Annotated in this window: 17 protein-coding genes; 5 read left to right on the top strand and 12 right to left on the bottom strand. The window is 70.1% G+C overall.

The features are described 5' to 3' along the window. The first annotated feature begins 91 nt into the window (after nucleotides 1–91). Nucleotides 92–1,339: a PTS transporter subunit EIIC gene (locus ACFYOV_RS14795; RefSeq protein WP_389087363.1), complete on the top strand. Its 1,248-nt coding sequence runs from the start codon at nucleotides 92–94 to the stop codon at nucleotides 1,337–1,339. A gap of 72 nt (nucleotides 1,340–1,411) precedes the next feature. Here the strand turns inward: ACFYOV_RS14795 and ACFYOV_RS14790 are convergent, their stop codons facing one another. Next, nucleotides 1,412–2,164, bottom strand: coding sequence for an MBL fold metallo-hydrolase (locus ACFYOV_RS14790; RefSeq protein WP_389087360.1), 753 nt, complete (start codon nucleotides 2,162–2,164; stop codon nucleotides 1,412–1,414). Between the two features lie 203 nt (nucleotides 2,165–2,367). Here ACFYOV_RS14790 and ACFYOV_RS14785 point away from each other — a divergent pair, with 203 nt between their 5' ends. Then, on the top strand, nucleotides 2,368–2,820 hold the full coding sequence (locus ACFYOV_RS14785; protein ID WP_389087358.1) for a type II toxin-antitoxin system PemK/MazF family toxin: 453 nt from the start codon (nucleotides 2,368–2,370) through the stop codon (nucleotides 2,818–2,820). A gap of 305 nt (nucleotides 2,821–3,125) precedes the next feature. On the opposite strand, the gene ACFYOV_RS14780 is transcribed toward ACFYOV_RS14785, so the two are convergent. From ACFYOV_RS14780 to clpS, 7 genes are all read right to left on the bottom strand, one after another. Further along, nucleotides 3,126–4,076 (bottom strand): PLP-dependent cysteine synthase family protein, encoded by a 951-nt coding sequence (locus tag ACFYOV_RS14780; protein ID WP_389087355.1) that lies wholly within the window; start codon nucleotides 4,074–4,076, stop codon nucleotides 3,126–3,128. A 5-nt stretch (nucleotides 4,077–4,081) separates the two neighbouring features. Beyond that, the gene (locus ACFYOV_RS14775) at nucleotides 4,082–4,360 is read right to left on the bottom strand and encodes a MoaD/ThiS family protein (RefSeq protein WP_389087353.1); all 279 of its coding nucleotides are present in this window, start codon (nucleotides 4,358–4,360) and stop codon (nucleotides 4,082–4,084) included. Between the two features lie 133 nt (nucleotides 4,361–4,493). Next, nucleotides 4,494–4,589: a putative leader peptide gene (locus ACFYOV_RS14770; protein ID WP_316959376.1), complete on the bottom strand. Its 96-nt coding sequence runs from the start codon at nucleotides 4,587–4,589 to the stop codon at nucleotides 4,494–4,496. A 109-nt stretch (nucleotides 4,590–4,698) separates the two neighbouring features. Then, complete coding sequence (locus ACFYOV_RS14765) at nucleotides 4,699–5,121, bottom strand: Mov34/MPN/PAD-1 family protein (RefSeq protein WP_389087350.1); 423 nt, start codon at nucleotides 5,119–5,121, stop codon at nucleotides 4,699–4,701. A 134-nt stretch (nucleotides 5,122–5,255) separates the two neighbouring features. After that, a complete protein-coding gene (locus ACFYOV_RS14760) occupies nucleotides 5,256–6,680 on the bottom strand; it encodes an amino acid permease (RefSeq protein ID WP_389087348.1) in 1,425 nt (474 codons plus the stop codon). 468 nt (nucleotides 6,681–7,148) lie between these two features. After that, nucleotides 7,149–7,751, bottom strand: coding sequence for a DUF2017 domain-containing protein (locus ACFYOV_RS14755; protein WP_389087345.1), 603 nt, complete (start codon nucleotides 7,749–7,751; stop codon nucleotides 7,149–7,151). 12 nt (nucleotides 7,752–7,763) lie between these two features. Further along, complete coding sequence (gene clpS, locus ACFYOV_RS14750) at nucleotides 7,764–8,081, bottom strand: ATP-dependent Clp protease adapter ClpS (protein WP_389087910.1); 318 nt, start codon at nucleotides 8,079–8,081, stop codon at nucleotides 7,764–7,766. A 55-nt stretch (nucleotides 8,082–8,136) separates the two neighbouring features. Between clpS and ACFYOV_RS14745 the strand changes: the two genes are divergently transcribed. Both ACFYOV_RS14745 and ACFYOV_RS14740 read left to right on the top strand, forming a co-directional pair. Continuing rightward, nucleotides 8,137–9,483 carry a nicotinate phosphoribosyltransferase gene (locus tag ACFYOV_RS14745; protein WP_389087343.1) on the top strand — a complete coding sequence of 449 codons (1,347 nt, stop codon included), beginning with the start codon at nucleotides 8,137–8,139 and terminating at the stop codon, nucleotides 9,481–9,483. A gap of 202 nt (nucleotides 9,484–9,685) precedes the next feature. Next, nucleotides 9,686–10,273 carry a nicotinamidase gene (locus ACFYOV_RS14740; protein WP_389087341.1) on the top strand — a complete coding sequence of 196 codons (588 nt, stop codon included), beginning with the start codon at nucleotides 9,686–9,688 and terminating at the stop codon, nucleotides 10,271–10,273. A gap of 35 nt (nucleotides 10,274–10,308) precedes the next feature. Here the strand turns inward: ACFYOV_RS14740 and ACFYOV_RS14735 are convergent, their stop codons facing one another. After that, nucleotides 10,309–10,656, bottom strand: a complete 348-nt coding sequence (locus ACFYOV_RS14735) for a hypothetical protein (RefSeq protein WP_389087338.1) — start codon at nucleotides 10,654–10,656, stop codon at nucleotides 10,309–10,311. Nucleotides 10,657–10,777: 121 nt separating this feature from the next. Beyond that, nucleotides 10,778–13,138, bottom strand: coding sequence for an immune inhibitor A domain-containing protein (locus ACFYOV_RS14730; protein ID WP_389087336.1), 2,361 nt, complete (start codon nucleotides 13,136–13,138; stop codon nucleotides 10,778–10,780). A 385-nt stretch (nucleotides 13,139–13,523) separates the two neighbouring features. Between ACFYOV_RS14730 and ACFYOV_RS14725 the strand changes: the two genes are divergently transcribed. Next, nucleotides 13,524–13,820, top strand: a complete 297-nt coding sequence (locus ACFYOV_RS14725) for a hypothetical protein (protein ID WP_389087333.1) — start codon at nucleotides 13,524–13,526, stop codon at nucleotides 13,818–13,820. Nucleotides 13,821–13,851: 31 nt separating this feature from the next. Here ACFYOV_RS14725 and ACFYOV_RS14720 read toward each other — a convergent pair whose 3' ends face one another. Next, a complete protein-coding gene (locus ACFYOV_RS14720) occupies nucleotides 13,852–14,574 on the bottom strand; it encodes an RDD family protein (protein ID WP_389087331.1) in 723 nt (240 codons plus the stop codon). A gap of 81 nt (nucleotides 14,575–14,655) precedes the next feature. Then, on the bottom strand, nucleotides 14,656–15,439 hold a 784-nt coding region (locus tag ACFYOV_RS14715; RefSeq protein ID WP_389087328.1), incomplete at its 5' end, for an RDD family protein.

Here is a 15,439-nt window from a genome sequence, read left to right as displayed (position 1 = left end):
CACAGGAATCGCGGGTTCCTTACGTCACCTTCATCGTGCTACAACAGGTCTACACCACTGAGTGGTGTAGACCACCACCGATGGAGGAACCATGAGCACCGCCACCGCATCGGCGGCCCCCGCGAAGAAGCGGGGATCCGGCCTGTTCCAGGGCCTGCAGAAGGTCGGCCGCAGCCTTCAGCTCCCGATCGCCGTACTGCCGGCGGCGGGCATTCTGCTCCGCTTGGGTCAGACGGACGTCCAGGAGAAACTGAACCTGCCCGACAAGGTCACCGCGGTGTTCGCCACGGCGGGCGGCGCGATCTTCGACAACCTCCCGATGCTGTTCTGCATCGGCGTTGCGATCGGCTTCGCCAAGAAGGCCGACGGCTCCACGGCTCTCGCCGCCCTGGTCGGCTTCCTGGTGTACAGCAACGTCCTGAAGGCGTTCCCGGTCACCGAGGCAAAGGTCCAGGACGGCGCGGACATAGCCGCGACGTACAACAACCCCGGTGTCCTGGGCGGCATCATCATGGGTCTGCTCTCGGCGGTCCTGTGGCAGCGGTACCACCGCAAGAAGCTGGTGGACTGGCTCGGCTTCTTCAACGGCCGCCGGCTCGTGCCGATCATCATGGCCTTCGTCGGCACTGCCATGGGCGTGTTCTTCGGTCTGGTCTGGGAGCCGATCGGCGAGGTCATCTCGGACGCCGGTGAGTGGATCACCGGTCTCGGTGCCGCGGGCGCCGGTCTGTTCGGTCTGATCAACCGCGCGCTGATCCCGATCGGCATGCACCAGTTCGTGAACACCGTCTCCTGGTTCCAGATCGGTGACTTCACCAACGCCGCGGGGGAGGTCGTGCACGGCGACCTGAACCGCTTCTTCGCCGGTGACCCGGACGCCGGTCAGTTCATGTCGGGCTTCTTCCCCATCATGATGTTCGGTCTCCCGGCCGCGGCCATCGCCATCGCCCACGCCGCCCGCCCCGAGCGCCGCAAGGCCGTGATGGGCATGATGGTGTCGCTCGCGCTGACGTCCTTCGTGACCGGTGTGACCGAGCCGATCGAGTTCTCGTTCATGTTCATCGCCCCAGTGCTGTACGTGATCCACGCGGTGCTCACCGCCCTGTCCATGGCGATCACCTGGGCGCTCGGCGTCCATGCGGGCTTCACCTTCTCCGCGGGCGCCATCGACTACGGGCTCAACTGGAGTCTCGCGACCAAGCCATGGCTGATCATCCCCATCGGCCTGGTGTTCGCGGCGATCTACTACGCGGTCTTCCGCTTCGCGATCACCAAGTTCAACCTGCCGACCCCGGGCCGCGAGCCCGAGGAGGAGGTCGAGGACCTCACCAAGGCCTGACGCTCCGCTGAATGACGCCAAGGCCCCGGAACCCGCCAGAGGTTCCGGGGCCTTCGTCATGCGGTACGGCTGTCAGACCTCGTACGTCGCCCTCGGCGCCGCCAGCTCCACCGGCCCGTCGTACACCGCGCAGGCGTCGGCGAGGTTGATCTGCGGGTCGGTCCACGGGGGGATGTGGGTCAGGACCAGGCGGCGGGCGCCGGCCCGGGCCGCCGTCTCACCCGCCTCGCGGCCGTTCAGGTGCAGGTCGGGGATGCTCTCCTTGCCGTGCGTGAAGGCCGCCTCGCACAGGAACAGGTCGGCCTCGCGGGCCAGTTCGTCCAGCGCCGCGCTCACTCCCGTGTCGCCGGAGTACGTCAGCGTCCTGCCGCCGTGCTCGATCCGGATGCCGTACGCCTCCACCGGGTGCGCCACGCGCTCGGTGTGCACGGTGAACGGGCCGATCTCGAAGGTGGACGGCTTGACCGTGTGGAAGTCGAACACCTCGCTCATGGAGGAGGCCGAGGGGGTGTCGGCGTAGGCAGTGGTCAGCCGGTGTTCCGTGCCCTCGGGTCCGTAGACCGGGAGGGGGCCGCAGCGGCCGCCGTCGTGACGGTAGTAGCGCGCCACGAAGTACGCGCACATGTCGATGCAGTGATCGGCGTGCAGATGGCTGAGGAAGATCGCGTCCAGGTCGTAGAGACCGCAGTGGCGCTGCAACTCGCCCAGGGCGCCGTTGCCCATGTCGAGAAGCAGCCGGAAGCCGTCGGCCTCGACGAGGTAGCTCGAGCAGGCCGATTCCGCGGACGGGAACGACCCCGAGCAGCCGACGACGGTGAGCTTCATGAAGCAGAAACCTCCGCTGGCGGGGATGTGGAGACGGGGGTCGTGCGGTTTGTCGAGCGTAAGGCGCAAAACCTGTGGTCGCTCCTCCACCAGGTGCTGTTGTGGGCGAACTCACCTGTGGTGTCACCGGTTCGGCTGGAACCGAGGCGCGTGGAGCCTCCGAAGGGGCGCGCGGCACCGGCCCGCGCCGGTACGGTCGGGTCATGGACCCGTCCTGGTGGCTCGCACTCGCCGCGGTGGTACTGCTCGCGCTGGTCGCCGCGCTCGTCGACGGATGGGGCCGGGGACACCGGACCCGTGAGCACCGGGAACGGGTTCCCAGCCCGGCGGCCGGTACTCCCCCGGGGTTGCCGCGTCCCGCGGAGATCTGGTGGGCCGACGTGCCCTTCGAGGACGGGCCGGGCGCCAAGGACCGGCCGTGCCTGGTGCTGGCGGTGCGCGGGCAGCGGGCGACCGTCGCAAAGATCACCACACGGGTACGGGGCGACCGGGCCGCGGTGATCCCGCTGCCGCCGGGAAGCGTGGGCGACGTGCGGGGCCGGGCGAGCTTCCTGGAGACGGACGAGCTGCGCGAGGTCCCGGTGGGCGACTTCCGCCGCAGGGTCGGTCCGGTGGATCCGGTGCTGTGGGACCGGGTGCGGTACCTGGCGGGGTGACAGGCGCGGTTGCGCAGCGGCGGAACGGCTGAGCGCGCGGTGCCCGGGGGCCGGGGACGGCGAAGCCGCTGTGCCCGTGGGCGGCTGAGAACAGCGAAGGCCGCGGTCCCTGAGGCCGGGAACGGCGAGGACCGCGCGGGCCCCGGGCCCCGGGAACGGCGGAGGGGCCGGACAGCGGTCCGGCCCCTCTTCGGCGAGGTGCGTGCGGCGGCGCGGCGCGGGGTCCGCGCCCGGAGCAGGCCCCGGAGGCCCGCGCCGGAACCGCCGGCCCAGGAGGTCTGCGCTCCCGGTGCCGGCCCGGAGGTCTAGGCCCAGAGCTGGCCCTGGAGCGTCTCGATGGCCGCTTCCGTCGTCGCGGCCGTGTACACGCCGGTCGACAGGTACTTCCAGCCGCCGTCGGCGACGACGAACGCGACGTCGGCGGACTCGCCCGCCTTCAGCGCCTTGTTCGCGACCCCGATCGCGGCGTGCAGCGCGGCGCCCGTGGAGACGCCGGCGAAGATGCCCTCCTGCTGGAGGAGTTGCCGGGTGCGGGTGACCGCGTCGGCGGAGCCGACCGAGAAGCGGGTGGTCAGGACGGAGGCGTCGTACAGCTCCGGGACGAAGCCCTCGTCGAGGTTGCGCAGGCCGTAGACCAGGTCGTCGTAGCGCGGTTCGGCGGCGACGATCTTCACGTCCGGCTTGTGCTCGCGCAGGTAGCGGCCGACGCCCATCAGCGTGCCCGTGGTGCCGAGGCCGGCCACGAAGTGGGTGATGGAGGGGAGGTCGGCGAGGATCTCGGGGCCGGTGGTGGCGTAGTGCGCGCCGGCGTTGTCCGGGTTGCCGTACTGGTAGAGCATCACCCAGTCCGGGTTCTCGGCCGCGAGCTCCTTGGCGACGCGGACCGCGGTGTTGGAGCCGCCCGCGGCCGGGGACGAGATGATCTCGGCGCCCCACATGCCGAGCAGGTCCCGGCGCTCCTGCGAGGTGTTCTCGGGCATCACGCACACCATGCGGTAGCCCTTGAGCTTCGCGGCCATGGCGAGCGAGATGCCGGTGTTGCCGGAGGTGGGTTCGAGGATCGTGCAGCCCGGGGTCAGACGGCCGTCCTTCTCGGCCTGCTCGATCATGAACAGCGCGGGGCGGTCCTTGATCGAGCCGGTCGGGTTGCGGTCCTCCAGCTTCGCCCAGATGCGGACGTCGTCGGACGGCGACAGGCGCGGCAGGCGGACCAGGGGCGTGTTGCCCACCGCGGCCAGGGGGGAGTCGTACCGCACGGCGATCAGGCCATCCCGCCGGCCACTGCCGGCAGGATCGTGACGTTGTCGCCGTCGGCGAGCTTGGTGTTGATGCCGTCGAGGAAGCGGACGTCCTCGTCGTTGAGGTAGACGTTCACGAAGCGGCGCAGCTGCTCCCCGTCCACGATGCGGGCCTGGATGCCCGTGTGCCGGGTCTCGAGGTCGGCGAAGAGCTCGGCGAGGGTGTCCCCGGTGCCCCCCACCGCCTTCTGACCGTCGGTGTACTGGCGGAGGATGGTCGGGATGCGAACCTCGATGGCCATGGCTCAGGGCTCCTGTCGGAAGGTGTCGTCGGGTCGGTGGGCGCGCGGCGGCGCGGGAGGTGCGGAGGTGCGTGTCGTACGCAGGTGGAGCGGCGCCGCGGCTCACGGGCCGTACGGCGGCAGGGCGGCGGCGTCAACAGATGGCGCTGGCGAGCCTGCACAGGTCGACGTGCAGCCGCGCCACGAGCAGCATGCCCGGCGTCTTCTCGCTCACGTCGTGGAAAACCATGGGGTCATCGTATCGATTCCCGATCGGGGGATCCGAGTGTGATCTCACATCCCGGATGATTTCCTTCCGGGATGCGGGACAATGCAGGTCAGCGCGGGGCGGCGGTGACTCAGTAGGTCTCGACGACCTTGACCTCCTCCTCCGTGACCTCGCCCTCCAGGATGCGGAAGGACCGGAACTGGAAGTCTCCGGCGCCGTCGGTGTCCGCGGTGGAGACCAGGACGTAGTGGGCGCCGGGCTCGTTGGCGTAGGAGATGTCGGTGCGGGAGGGGTAGGCCTCGGTCGCGGTGTGGGAGTGGTAGATGACCACCGGCTCCTCGTCGTTGTCGTCCATCTCGCGGTAGAGCTTCAGCAGGTCCTGCGAGTCGAACTCGTAGAACGTGGGCGAGCGGGCCGCGTTGAGCATCGGGACGAAGCGCTCGGGGCGGCCGGAGCCCACCGGGCCCGCCACCACGCCGCACGCCTCGTCGGGGTGGTCCTCGCGCGCGTGGGCGACGATCTTGTCGTACAGGGCCTGGGTGATGGTCAGCATGAGGGTCAGGATAAGCAGACGGGCCACCGCGTACCGATGGGTGGTACGCGGTGGCCCGTATGCCGGACGCCCTGAGCGGCGGCCGCAGGGGGTGCCACGAGTACTCCCTGCGGACGGACGTCCCTGGGCGGAGGTCAGCCGACCTTCTCGAGATCCGGCTCGCGACGCTCGGCGACCTGCGGGTTCCGGTTCTTCAGGACCGCCCAGCCGATGCCCAGGGCGAGGGCCCAGCCGGCCATCACGAAGAGGCAGATGCGGGAGTCCGCGTCGACGGCGATGAGGCCGGTGACGAAGAGCAGGAAGACGATGGCGATCCAGGAGCACACCGAGCCGCCCGGCGCCGGGAAGGAGGAGGCGGGCAGGCGGCCCGCGACCACCTGGCGGCGGTACATCACGTGGCTGACGAGGATCATCAGCCAGGTCCAGATGCCGGCCGCGGTGGCGACGGAGGTGACGTAACCGAAGGCCTTCTCCGGGACGGTGTAGTTCAGGACCACGCCGATGCCCATGAAGATCACCGAGATGCCGATGCCGAGCGCCGGGGTCTTGGTGGAGGACAGCTTGCGGAAGACCCGCGGGGCCTCACCGCTCTCGGCCAGGTTCCGCAGCATGCGGCCCGTGGAGTACATGCCGGAGTTGCAGGAGGACAGGGCCGCGGTCAGCACGACGAAGTTCACGATGCCCGCGGCGGCCGGGATGCCGATGACCGCGAAGGCCTTCACGAACGGGCTGACGCCTTCGGCGAACTCCGTCCACTTCACCACGCACAGGATGACGGTGAGGGCGCCGACGTAGAAGAGGGCGATGCGCCAGGGCAGGGTGTTGATCGCCTTGGGGAGGGTCTTCTCCGGGTTCTCGGACTCGCCGGCGGTGACGCCGACCAGTTCGACGGCGAGGTAGGCGAACATGACGCCCTGGAGGGTCATCAGGGACGAGCCGATGCCCTTGGGGAAGAAGCCGTCGAACTGCCACAGGTTGGACACCGTGGCGGTGTCACCGGCGGCGCTGAAGCCGAAGGTGAGCACGCCGAGGCCGATCACGATCATGCCGATGATGGCGGTGACCTTGACCATCGAGAACCAGAACTCGATCTCGCCGAACAGCTTCACCGAGATGAGGTTGGCCGCGAACAGCACGATCAGGAAGACCAGGGCCGAGACCCACTGCGGGACCTGCGGGAACCAGTAGTTGATGTAGATGGCGGCGGCCGTGAGCTCGGCCATGCCGGTGACCACCCACATCAGCCAGTACGTCCAGCCGGTGAAGTAGCCGAAGAACGGGCCGAGGAACTCGCGCGAGTACTCGGCGAAGGACCCGGAGACGGGGCGGTAGAGCAGCAGCTCGCCGAGGGCCCGCATGATGAAGAAGATGATCACGCCGGCCAGGGCGTACATGACGATCAGGCTGGGACCGGCCTTGGCGATGTTGGCCCCGGCCCCCAGGAAGAGGCCGACCCCGATGGCGCCGCCGATGGCGATCATCTGGACCTGCCGGCTGCCGAGTCCGCGCTCGTACCCCTCCTCGGGTACGGACTCGCTGTCGACCTTCGGTGAGGTCATGTGTGGTGCGCCTTTCTCCATACCGACCCGGGCCGCTGACCGGCCGCGGATCGGGTCTCGATCCCCCCAGGACTGATGGAGCTGTGCCTGGCCGGCGGTCGCCGGCTCGGTGGCGCCCCCGGCGGACATTCGGGTGGTGTTCGCCGGGCGGTCGTGAAGATTTATCACGGCGGCATCACTGATCATCCGGGCGTTCTGTGGCGTACCACACAGGAAAAAGGGACGAAAAAGGACCGCCGCGGTCAAGAAAGGCCGGACGTTTGACGCGATCGTTATCCGGATTTGAGCGTCCTCTGAGCGAACGGCGGTCGGCTCCGGGCCTCGCCGGGGCGCACGCGGGCCCGCCCGCATCGGTGACGGCGGGCCCGGGAGACCGAACCGGCGGGGGGACTGACGGGACCGCTGTCCGGACGGGCGCGTTCGGTCAGCGGACAGGGGTCAGGCAGCTGCGGTCACGTGCGGCCGCGTTCAGGCCATGAGGGTGGAGACGAGGGTCTCCTGGAGGCCGCCGAGCCACAGGTACGCCATCACCATCGGCTTGCGCGGGTCCTCGTCCGGGAGGTGGAAGAGGAGGTCGCCGTCGTCCTCGTCGGTGATCTCCAGCCGGGAGCCGATGGCGAGGCGCAGGTCGTTCAGGGCGCCGAGCCAGCGGCGGGACTCCTCCGGCGACAGCTTGAGCACCGCGCCGCCCTCGCCGGCCGCGGTGAGGGCGTCCAGGGAGCGGATCACCGCGAGGGCGTTCTCGCGCTTGCCGGCCCGCAGGTCGTTCTCGGTGTAGCGGCGGAACTCGGCGGACCGCGCCCGCTCCTCCTCGGCGTCCTTCGGCGAGGCGGCGCCCTCGGGGTCGGTGTAGGCGTCGGGGAAGAGGCGGCGCAGCACCGGGTCGGACGGCGGCGCGCTCGGCCCCTCGGCGAAGAGTTCGGCGAGCGGATCGGCGCCGGCCTCCTCGGCGGGGCCGGGGCCGATGAGCTCCATCAGCTGCACGGCCAGGGACCGGATGATGGAGATCTCGACGTGGTCGAGGGCGACGGCGGCGCCGCCGCCGGGGAGCGGTTCGAAGTGTCCGGGCATGGAGGCGATTCGCTACTTCCGGTCCTGTTGGAGGGTGGCCCACAGACCGTAACCGTGCATGGCCTGGACGTCGCGTTCCATTTCCTCACGGGTGCCGCTGGAGACGACCGCCCGGCCCTTGTGGTGGACGTCCAGCATGAGCTTGGTGGCCTTGTCCTTGGAGTAGCCGAAGTACGTCTGGAAGACGTACGTCACATAGCTCATGAGATTGACCGGGTCGTTGTGGACGATCGTGACCCAGGGGACGTCGGGCTCGGGGACGGCGAAGACCTCCTCCGCCGACTCGGTGCGTTCGACTTCCAGGGGTGCGGGTGACGTCACACTGCCCATGCTGCCACGGCCCACCGAAATCGTCACACCGACGAAAAGGGGGTACCATCCTGCCATGAACACAGCGGACCTTGGGCTGCCGGTGGACGTTCCCTCGACGGCGCTCTTCACGGACCAGTACGAGCTGACGATGCTCCAGGCCGCCCTGCGGGCCGGTACGGCCGGGCGGCGCAGCGTCTTCGAGGTCTTCACCCGGCGGCTGCCGGAGGGGCGCCGCTACGGCGTCGTGTGCGGTACCGGACGGGTGCTGGACGCGGTGGAGAACTTCCGCTTCGACGCCGGTGTCCTCGGCTTTCTGCGCCGCAAGGGGATCGTCGACGAGGAGACGCTGGACTGGCTCGCCTCGTACCGCTTCTCGGGTGACATCTGGGGTTACCCGGAGGGCGAGGTGTACTTCCCGGGCTCACCGGTCATGCGGGTCGAGGGGAGCTTCGCCGAGTGCGTGCTCCTCGAGACCGTCATCCTGTCGATCCTGAACCACGACTCGGCGATCGCGGCGGCGGCCTCCCGGATGTCGTCGGCCGCCGGTGACCGGCCGCTGATCGAGATGGGTGCCCGGCGCACCCACGAACTGGCCGCGGTGGCCGCCTCCCGGGCCGCGTACGTGGGCGGCTTCGCCTCCACCTCCGACCTGGCGGCCGGGTTCCGCTACAACATCCCGACCGTGGGCACCTCCGCCCACGCCTTCACGCTGCTGCACGACACCGAGCGCGACGCCTTCCGCGCCCAGGTGGACTCGCTCGGCGAGGGCACGACCCTGCTGGTGGACACCTACGACGTCGCCGAGGCGGTCCGCACCGCGGTGGAGATCGCCGGGCCGGGACTCGGCGCGGTGCGCATCGACTCCGGGGACCTGCTGCTGGTGGCGCACCGGGTGCGGCAGCAGCTGGACGAGCTGGGCGCCACCGGCACGAGGATCATCGTGACCTCCGACCTGGACGAGTACGCCATCGCCTCGCTCGCCGCGGCGCCGGTGGACGCGTACGGGGTGGGCACCCAGCTGGTGACCGGCTCCGGGCACCCGACGGCGTCCATGGTCTACAAGCTGGTCGCCCGCGCCGAGTCGGCCGATCCCGGGGCCCCGCTGGTACCGGTGGCCAAGAAGTCCACCGGCGGCAAGACCTCGATCGGCGGCCGCAAGTGGGCCGCGCGGCGGCTGGACGCGTACGGGGTGGCCGAGGCCGAGGTGGTCGGCACCGGGCCGGTGCCCGCGGAGCTGGTCGGCCGGCAGCTCCTGGTGGAGCTGGTCAAGGGCGGCGAGGTGGTCGCCCGCGAGCCGCTGGACGTGGTCCGCGACCGGCACGCGGCGGCCCGCGCCGGTCTCCCGCTGTCCGCGACACAGCTCTCCCGGGGGGAACCCGTCCTTCCTACGGAGTACGCGCGCGGGCGCTCGGGTGGCTAGTGCCCGTGCGGTGGCCGGAAAGATCCACCGGCTCTCCTTCCCGGCCACAGCACGGGAACGGCATGCCCCTTCGTGCGCGTGGTGAAGCTCCCGGCCGCCCTGCCGTGCCCCTGTCCGCACCGCCGTCAACGCAATAGGCTCGGAAGGATTCACCGGCCGGGCCCGCTCCCCCACCCGACCCCTAAGCCGAAGGACACCGACCATGCGCCGCGCATTGATCGTCGTCGACGTACAGAACGACTTCTGCGAGGGGGGCAGCCTCGCGGTGGCCGGGGGCGCCGACGTGGCCGCCGCCATCACCGAGCTGATCGGCCAGGCCCCGGCGGGCTACCGGCACGTGGTCGCCACCCGCGACCACCACATCGCCCCCGGCGGCCACTTCGCCGACAATCCCGACTACGTCCGCTCCTGGCCCGCGCACTGCGTGGCCGGCACGGAGGGCGTCGGGTTCCACCCGAACTTCGCCCCCGCGGTCGCCTCCGGCGCGATCGACGCGGTGTTCGACAAGGGGGCGTACGCGGCGGCGTACAGCGGGTTCGAGGGGACCGACGAGAACGGCGTGCACCTGGCGGACTGGCTGCGCGCCCGGGAGATCGACGAGGTGGACGTGGTGGGCATCGCCACCGACCACTGCGTGCGGGCGACCGCACTGGACGCCGTCCGCGAGGGCTTCCGCACCCAGGTCCTGCTGGACCTCACCGCCGGGGTGGCCCAGGAGACCACCGAGCGGGCCGTCGAGGAGATGCGCGAGGCGGGCGTGGAGATCTCGGGCAAGCCGGTCGTCCAGTAGCGGCCGCGCGGGGCGGCACGCCGTCCCCCTTCCCCCTACGCGGGAGCCGGGGGACGGCGCAGGAGCGCCCTGATCGGGTGCCACAGCTCCACCGCCAGCTCGGCTCCGCCGGTCAGGACGCCGCTGCCGGGGGCCGTGCGCCATATGAGGCCGTCGGGGTGGTGCAGCACCGCCGTGATCTCGTCGGGAGTCGGCGGGGCGGCGTTGCCCCGCAGGTAGACAGCCCGCATCCCCAGGTTGCGCAGCCTGGTCAGGGCCCGCGCCCGGTTGGCGGCGTGCACGAGGACGCGCACGGAGCCGGGTCCGTCGGCGGCGGGGCGGGGCAGGTTCAGCGCCACCACCACCGTGCCGTTCGGCAGCTTGCAGAAGCCTCCTGCGGCCATGAACTCATACCCCCGTGATCACTGGTGTCAATAAGAGAGTCACGCCAGCACCTAAACACGGATCGGCGGCAACCCGCCAGGGGGTCACCGCCGATCACGTTCTGACCTGCTAAAACGCTATTCAGCGCGTCGCGCGATCCACCTCGAGGGTGATCGTCGAGCCGTCCCAGGCCTCCTTGAGGATCCTGATCTTGGTGTTGGTGTCAGTGATCTTGACGCCGGCGGTCTTGTTGGTCTCGTCGTAGTAGGTGTTCGTGCGGTCGTTGAAGACCGGCACGCCCTTCGACGACGGGATCCTGGTGGCCACACCGTTCTTGTGCAGCGTGATGCCGTCCGTGCGGTACAGGCTGAACGGCGCGTCGTAGGTCTGGATGCGGTTGCGCATCAGCGTGCCGTCGGACCACTTCAGCTGGGCCGGGTGCGAGTCGACCGGCAGGATCAGACCGGTGCCCGGGTGCTGGCTGGTGTTGTTGTCCGCCTGGGAGGTGTCCCACTTCCAGATCAGCAGGCCGTTCTGGTACGGGAAGTGCTCCACCCAGTCCGCACGGGTGTTGGCGAAGCCGAAGTTGTACGGACCCGTCCTGAGGGTCTTGTCGTACGACACGTACTGGCGGTTCTCCGCGATGTAGTACTGCTCGTAGTCCTTGGTGAAGGACGCCCCGATGCGGGAGAAGCCGGTCGCCGTCCAGGCTGCGTCGGCGGTCTCGGCGTTGTCCGTGAAGAGCGCGGCGCCGTCCGCGGTCACCGAGATCCGGTCGGCCGCGAAGCCCTTGAGGGCCACACCGCCGTCGGACTGGTAGCGGAAGCGCAGGTCGATCTTCTTGCCCGCGTAGGCGTCCAGGGAGTACGCCAGCTTCTTGTAGCCGTCGACCGTGCCGTGCAGGGCCGGCTTGTCGCTGCCGTCGCGCGGGATCGGCTGCCCGTCCACCGTGCCGTCCAGGGCGGTCCAGTTGGCGCCGCCGTCGGTCGACACCTCGGTGTAGAGGTAGTCGTAGTTGGCCTCGATCTCGTACCAGCCGTCGAAGGTCAGCTGGGCCGATGCCTTGCCGGTGAGGTCGACGCTGCGGGTCAGTGTGTTCTTGAGGTTGTCACCGCTGCCGCTCCACCACTGCGTCTGCCCCTCGGCGGGGGTGATGATCTCAGTGGTGACGGCCTTCTTCGGGAGCGTGACGACCAGCGCCTGCTTGTGCTTGGTGTTGTACTCCGCGACTCCCAGCTTGTGCCAGGAGTTCACCGCGGCCTTGGCGGTGTCGTAGTTCAGCCAGCCCAGCTGGAGCTTGTCCCAGGCGGTCATGTCGCCGGGCAGGTCGCCGATCTCGTCCTTGCCGGTGCCGAGCCAGGAACCGGAGGACATCAGCGTCCAGTACCCGGTGGAGTTCTCGCCGCCCGCGGTGTCGTAGTGGTCCGGCAGACCGAGGTCGTGGCCGTACTCGTGGGCGTAGACGCCGAGCCCGCCGTTCTCCGGCTGGACGGTGTAGTCGCCGACCCAGATGCCGGTGTCGCCGACCGGGGCGCCGCCGAGCCTGTTCTGCTCGGGGCCGGTGGCGCCGGCGTCGGTGCCGAAGGCGTACCAGCGGTGGGCCCAGATGGCGTCGGTGCCCTGCGCGCCGCCGCCGGCGGACTCGTCCTCGCCGGCGTGCACGATCTGGAAGTGGTCGATGTAGCCGTCGGCCTCGTTGAAGTCGCCGTCGCCGTCGAAGTCGTAGCGGTCCCACTGGTCGAACTGCTTGACCTCGGCCTTGATCTCGGCGTCGGTCTTCCCGGCCGCCTTCTGCTGGGCGACCCAGGCGTTCAGGCCGTCGCTGACGACGTTCCACACGCTCGGGCAGTTGGTGTCGCCACAGGCGTTGTTGCCGTAACGGGCCTCGTTGTAGGGCACCTTGACCCAGTCGGAGACCTTGCCCTCGACCGAGTAACGGCCCGAGGACTGCTTCTCGTAGTACTTCTTGACCGACTCGACGCCCTTGCCGGTGCCGAAGTACAGGTCCTCGAAGTGCTTCTGGTCGTAGTCCGCCTTCCAGGCGGTGGAGTTGTCCTTGGTGCGGTCCGGCTGGGCTATCTGGTTGTGCAGCGGGCCGGGGGTACCGCCGAAGCGGCTGTCGATCTGGTCGCCGAACTCGACGAGGATCGTGAAGATCTTGTCGGTCTTCTCGCGGCCGAGCTCGACGTACTTGCTGTCGCCCTTCTTGCTCTTCAGCTGGACGACCTTCGAGCCCTCACGGTTCTTCACCGTGGCCTCGCCGGACATGACCTGGTTCAGCGCCTCTTCCCGCTGGGCCTTCTGCGTCTTGGACAGCGGCCCCTCGAGGTCGTGCTCGACGTGGTGCTTCTCCGCCGGGTCGTGCCGGTCCACGGCGGAGGGCCGGTCGGCCTTGTCGGCCGTGTCGGCCTGGGCCACGGTGAACGCAGAGCCGGTGGCGGTGGCCGCCGCGAGCGCCACGCCGATCGCGGCCGCTCTGAACGTCCAGTTGCTACTGGTCACTTGAGGTCCCCTCCCGCGTGCGTGCGCGCGGCAGGGGGGTTCCGGGATGATGGAGGTCCGCGCACACGTGATCAACGCGTGTAATCAAGTGACGACATTTGACTAAAGGTTCGACAGAAAAAACAGACCTTGACTTGAACAGTTCAACTGCACTATGCGGAGACGGCGTCCGGTTTCCGGACGCATGGCAGCCCCTCGAACGGCGCATGTGCCCGTCCACGTTGTGGACGTCATGACTCCGTGCGCCCCCCGTGCACCGGTCCTGTCGGTTAGGTCACGCTTACTGTCCGTTCCCCTCGGGCACTCTGGCGGTTAGAGTCGCTTGGCGGAACGCCTGGAAGCTGGCGGAATGCCAGGCCGACAGCACCCGACTTCCGAGGACACGATGGCCATGCCCCGTCCGACTGTCGCTCAGCTCGCCTACGGTTCGTGCACCGTGGTCTTCTCGACCCTCGCCATGCTGTTGTTGTCACGGACGACCTCGGTACCGGGGATCACGATCGTCGCCGTCGCCGCACTCGTCCTCGGTCTGCTGGTCGCCCTGACGGTCCCGTCGGCCACGTCCCGCCCCGCCGCGGGGAGCCGGCCCGCACCGAAGGCGCCGGTGCGGACCTCGGCGACGGTCGCCGCTCCGGTCACGACTCCGGCCCGCGAGCCGGTGCGGGAGCGGGCGGCCTCCTGACGTCGGCGGGCGGCCCGGTGCTCCACCCCCGTCAAGCGGTGCTGACGACCACGGTCTTGGCGGCCTTGTCGTGCAGGCCCTGTTTGTAGGGCCGGTCGAAGAAGCTCCAGCCGCCCGAGATCGCGGTCCACACGCAGGCGCAGCAGAAGGCGAACGGCAGCCACAGCACCGCCGCGCGCGTCAGCGCCGTCTGCACCGACGGGGTGGCGCCGTTGTCGAGGTTGGCCACCCTCATGTTCAGCCACTTCTTGCCGAAGGTCTGTCCGGTGCGGGCGGTCATGAAGGTGTCGTAGGCGATGTAGAGGACGGCGGCGACGAGGGACTGCCAGAGGGACCTGCCGGCGTCGATGTCGTCACCGTCCACGTCGTACTCGTTGACGCCGAACCCCCAGGTGAGCAGGGCGACCACGATGCCCACGAGGATCATGTCGATGACGCGGGCGAGGGTGCGCCTGCCGCTGTCGGCGAGCGGGGGCATGCCGGCGAGGGGGTCGGAGGGCGGAGGCCCGCCACCGTACGGGCCACCGCCGTACGGCCCTCCTCCGTACGGACCGCCACCGCCGTAGGGGCCGCCGGGGGGCGGGGGGCCGCCCCCGTAGGGGCTGCCGCCGTGAGGACCGCCTTCCTGGGGACCGCCGCCGTGCGGTCCGCCGCCCTCCGGACCTCCGGCGCCCGGGTAGGGAGGCGGCTGTTTCCTGAACGGGTCGTCGTCCGGCGGCTGCTGACCGGAGCCGGGGGGCGGTTCGGTGCTCATGGGCCGAGTCGACCGCGAACCGCCGGGCTCCGCATCCGGCGGGCCGCCGTCCGGAGTAGCGGCGGAGTGAGGTGTGCCGGGTCAGCCCGCCACGAAGGTGTGGGCGGCCTTGTCGTGCCAGCACTGGCGCCACGGCTTGTCGAACAGGCACCACAGGACGCCCACGACACCGACCACGAGCAACCCGGGGATGCTGTAGACGAGCCAGCGGCGCAGGGCGGCACCGAACCCGGGAGCCTCGTGTCCCTCGATGTCCCGCACCTCCAGACCCAGCAGTTTCTTGCCCAGTGTGCGCCCCCACTTGACGGTGGGCAGCACCTCGGACAGGACGCCGGTCAGCAGCAGCACGGCGAGGACGATCCCGAGGTACGTCGACGTCGTGCCGTCGAGCAGCCAGACCGTGACCGTCTCGCCGGAGAGCCTGGCCGCCTCGATCTTCGCGTCGACGTGGTCCACGGCCCTGATGCCGAGCGGCACGGCGGCCAGTGCGGTGACCCCGCCGAGGACGAGGGTGTCCACCAGTCGCGCGGCCAGCCGCTTGCCGAGTCCTGCCGGGCGGGCGGACGCCTGTCGTCGGGCGGCGGCCTGGAACGGGTCCTCCGTCGGCGGCTTCCAGGGCGCCACCGGCGCTTCCTCGCCGCCCGCGAGCCGGTGCACCTGCTGCGCCCACGACGACTGCCCGCCGCCGGGGCCGTCGGTGAGCGGCGCGGGAGCGGCGGCGGGAGCGGCGGCCGCGGCCCCGCCGGCCTGCGGACCGGCGGTCCGGGTGGCCTGCGGACCGGCGGTCCGGGTGGCCTGCGGACCGGCGGTCCGGGTGGCCTGCGGACCGGCGGTCCGGGTGGCCTGCGGACCGGCGGTCCGGGTG

The sequence above is a fragment of the Streptomyces sp. NPDC005931 genome, from assembly GCF_042871235.1.
GTDB lineage: Bacteria > Actinomycetota > Actinomycetes > Streptomycetales > Streptomycetaceae > Streptomyces.
The sequence above is the reverse complement of the archived record's forward strand: the minus strand, read 5'-3'. Positions and strand labels throughout refer to the sequence as shown.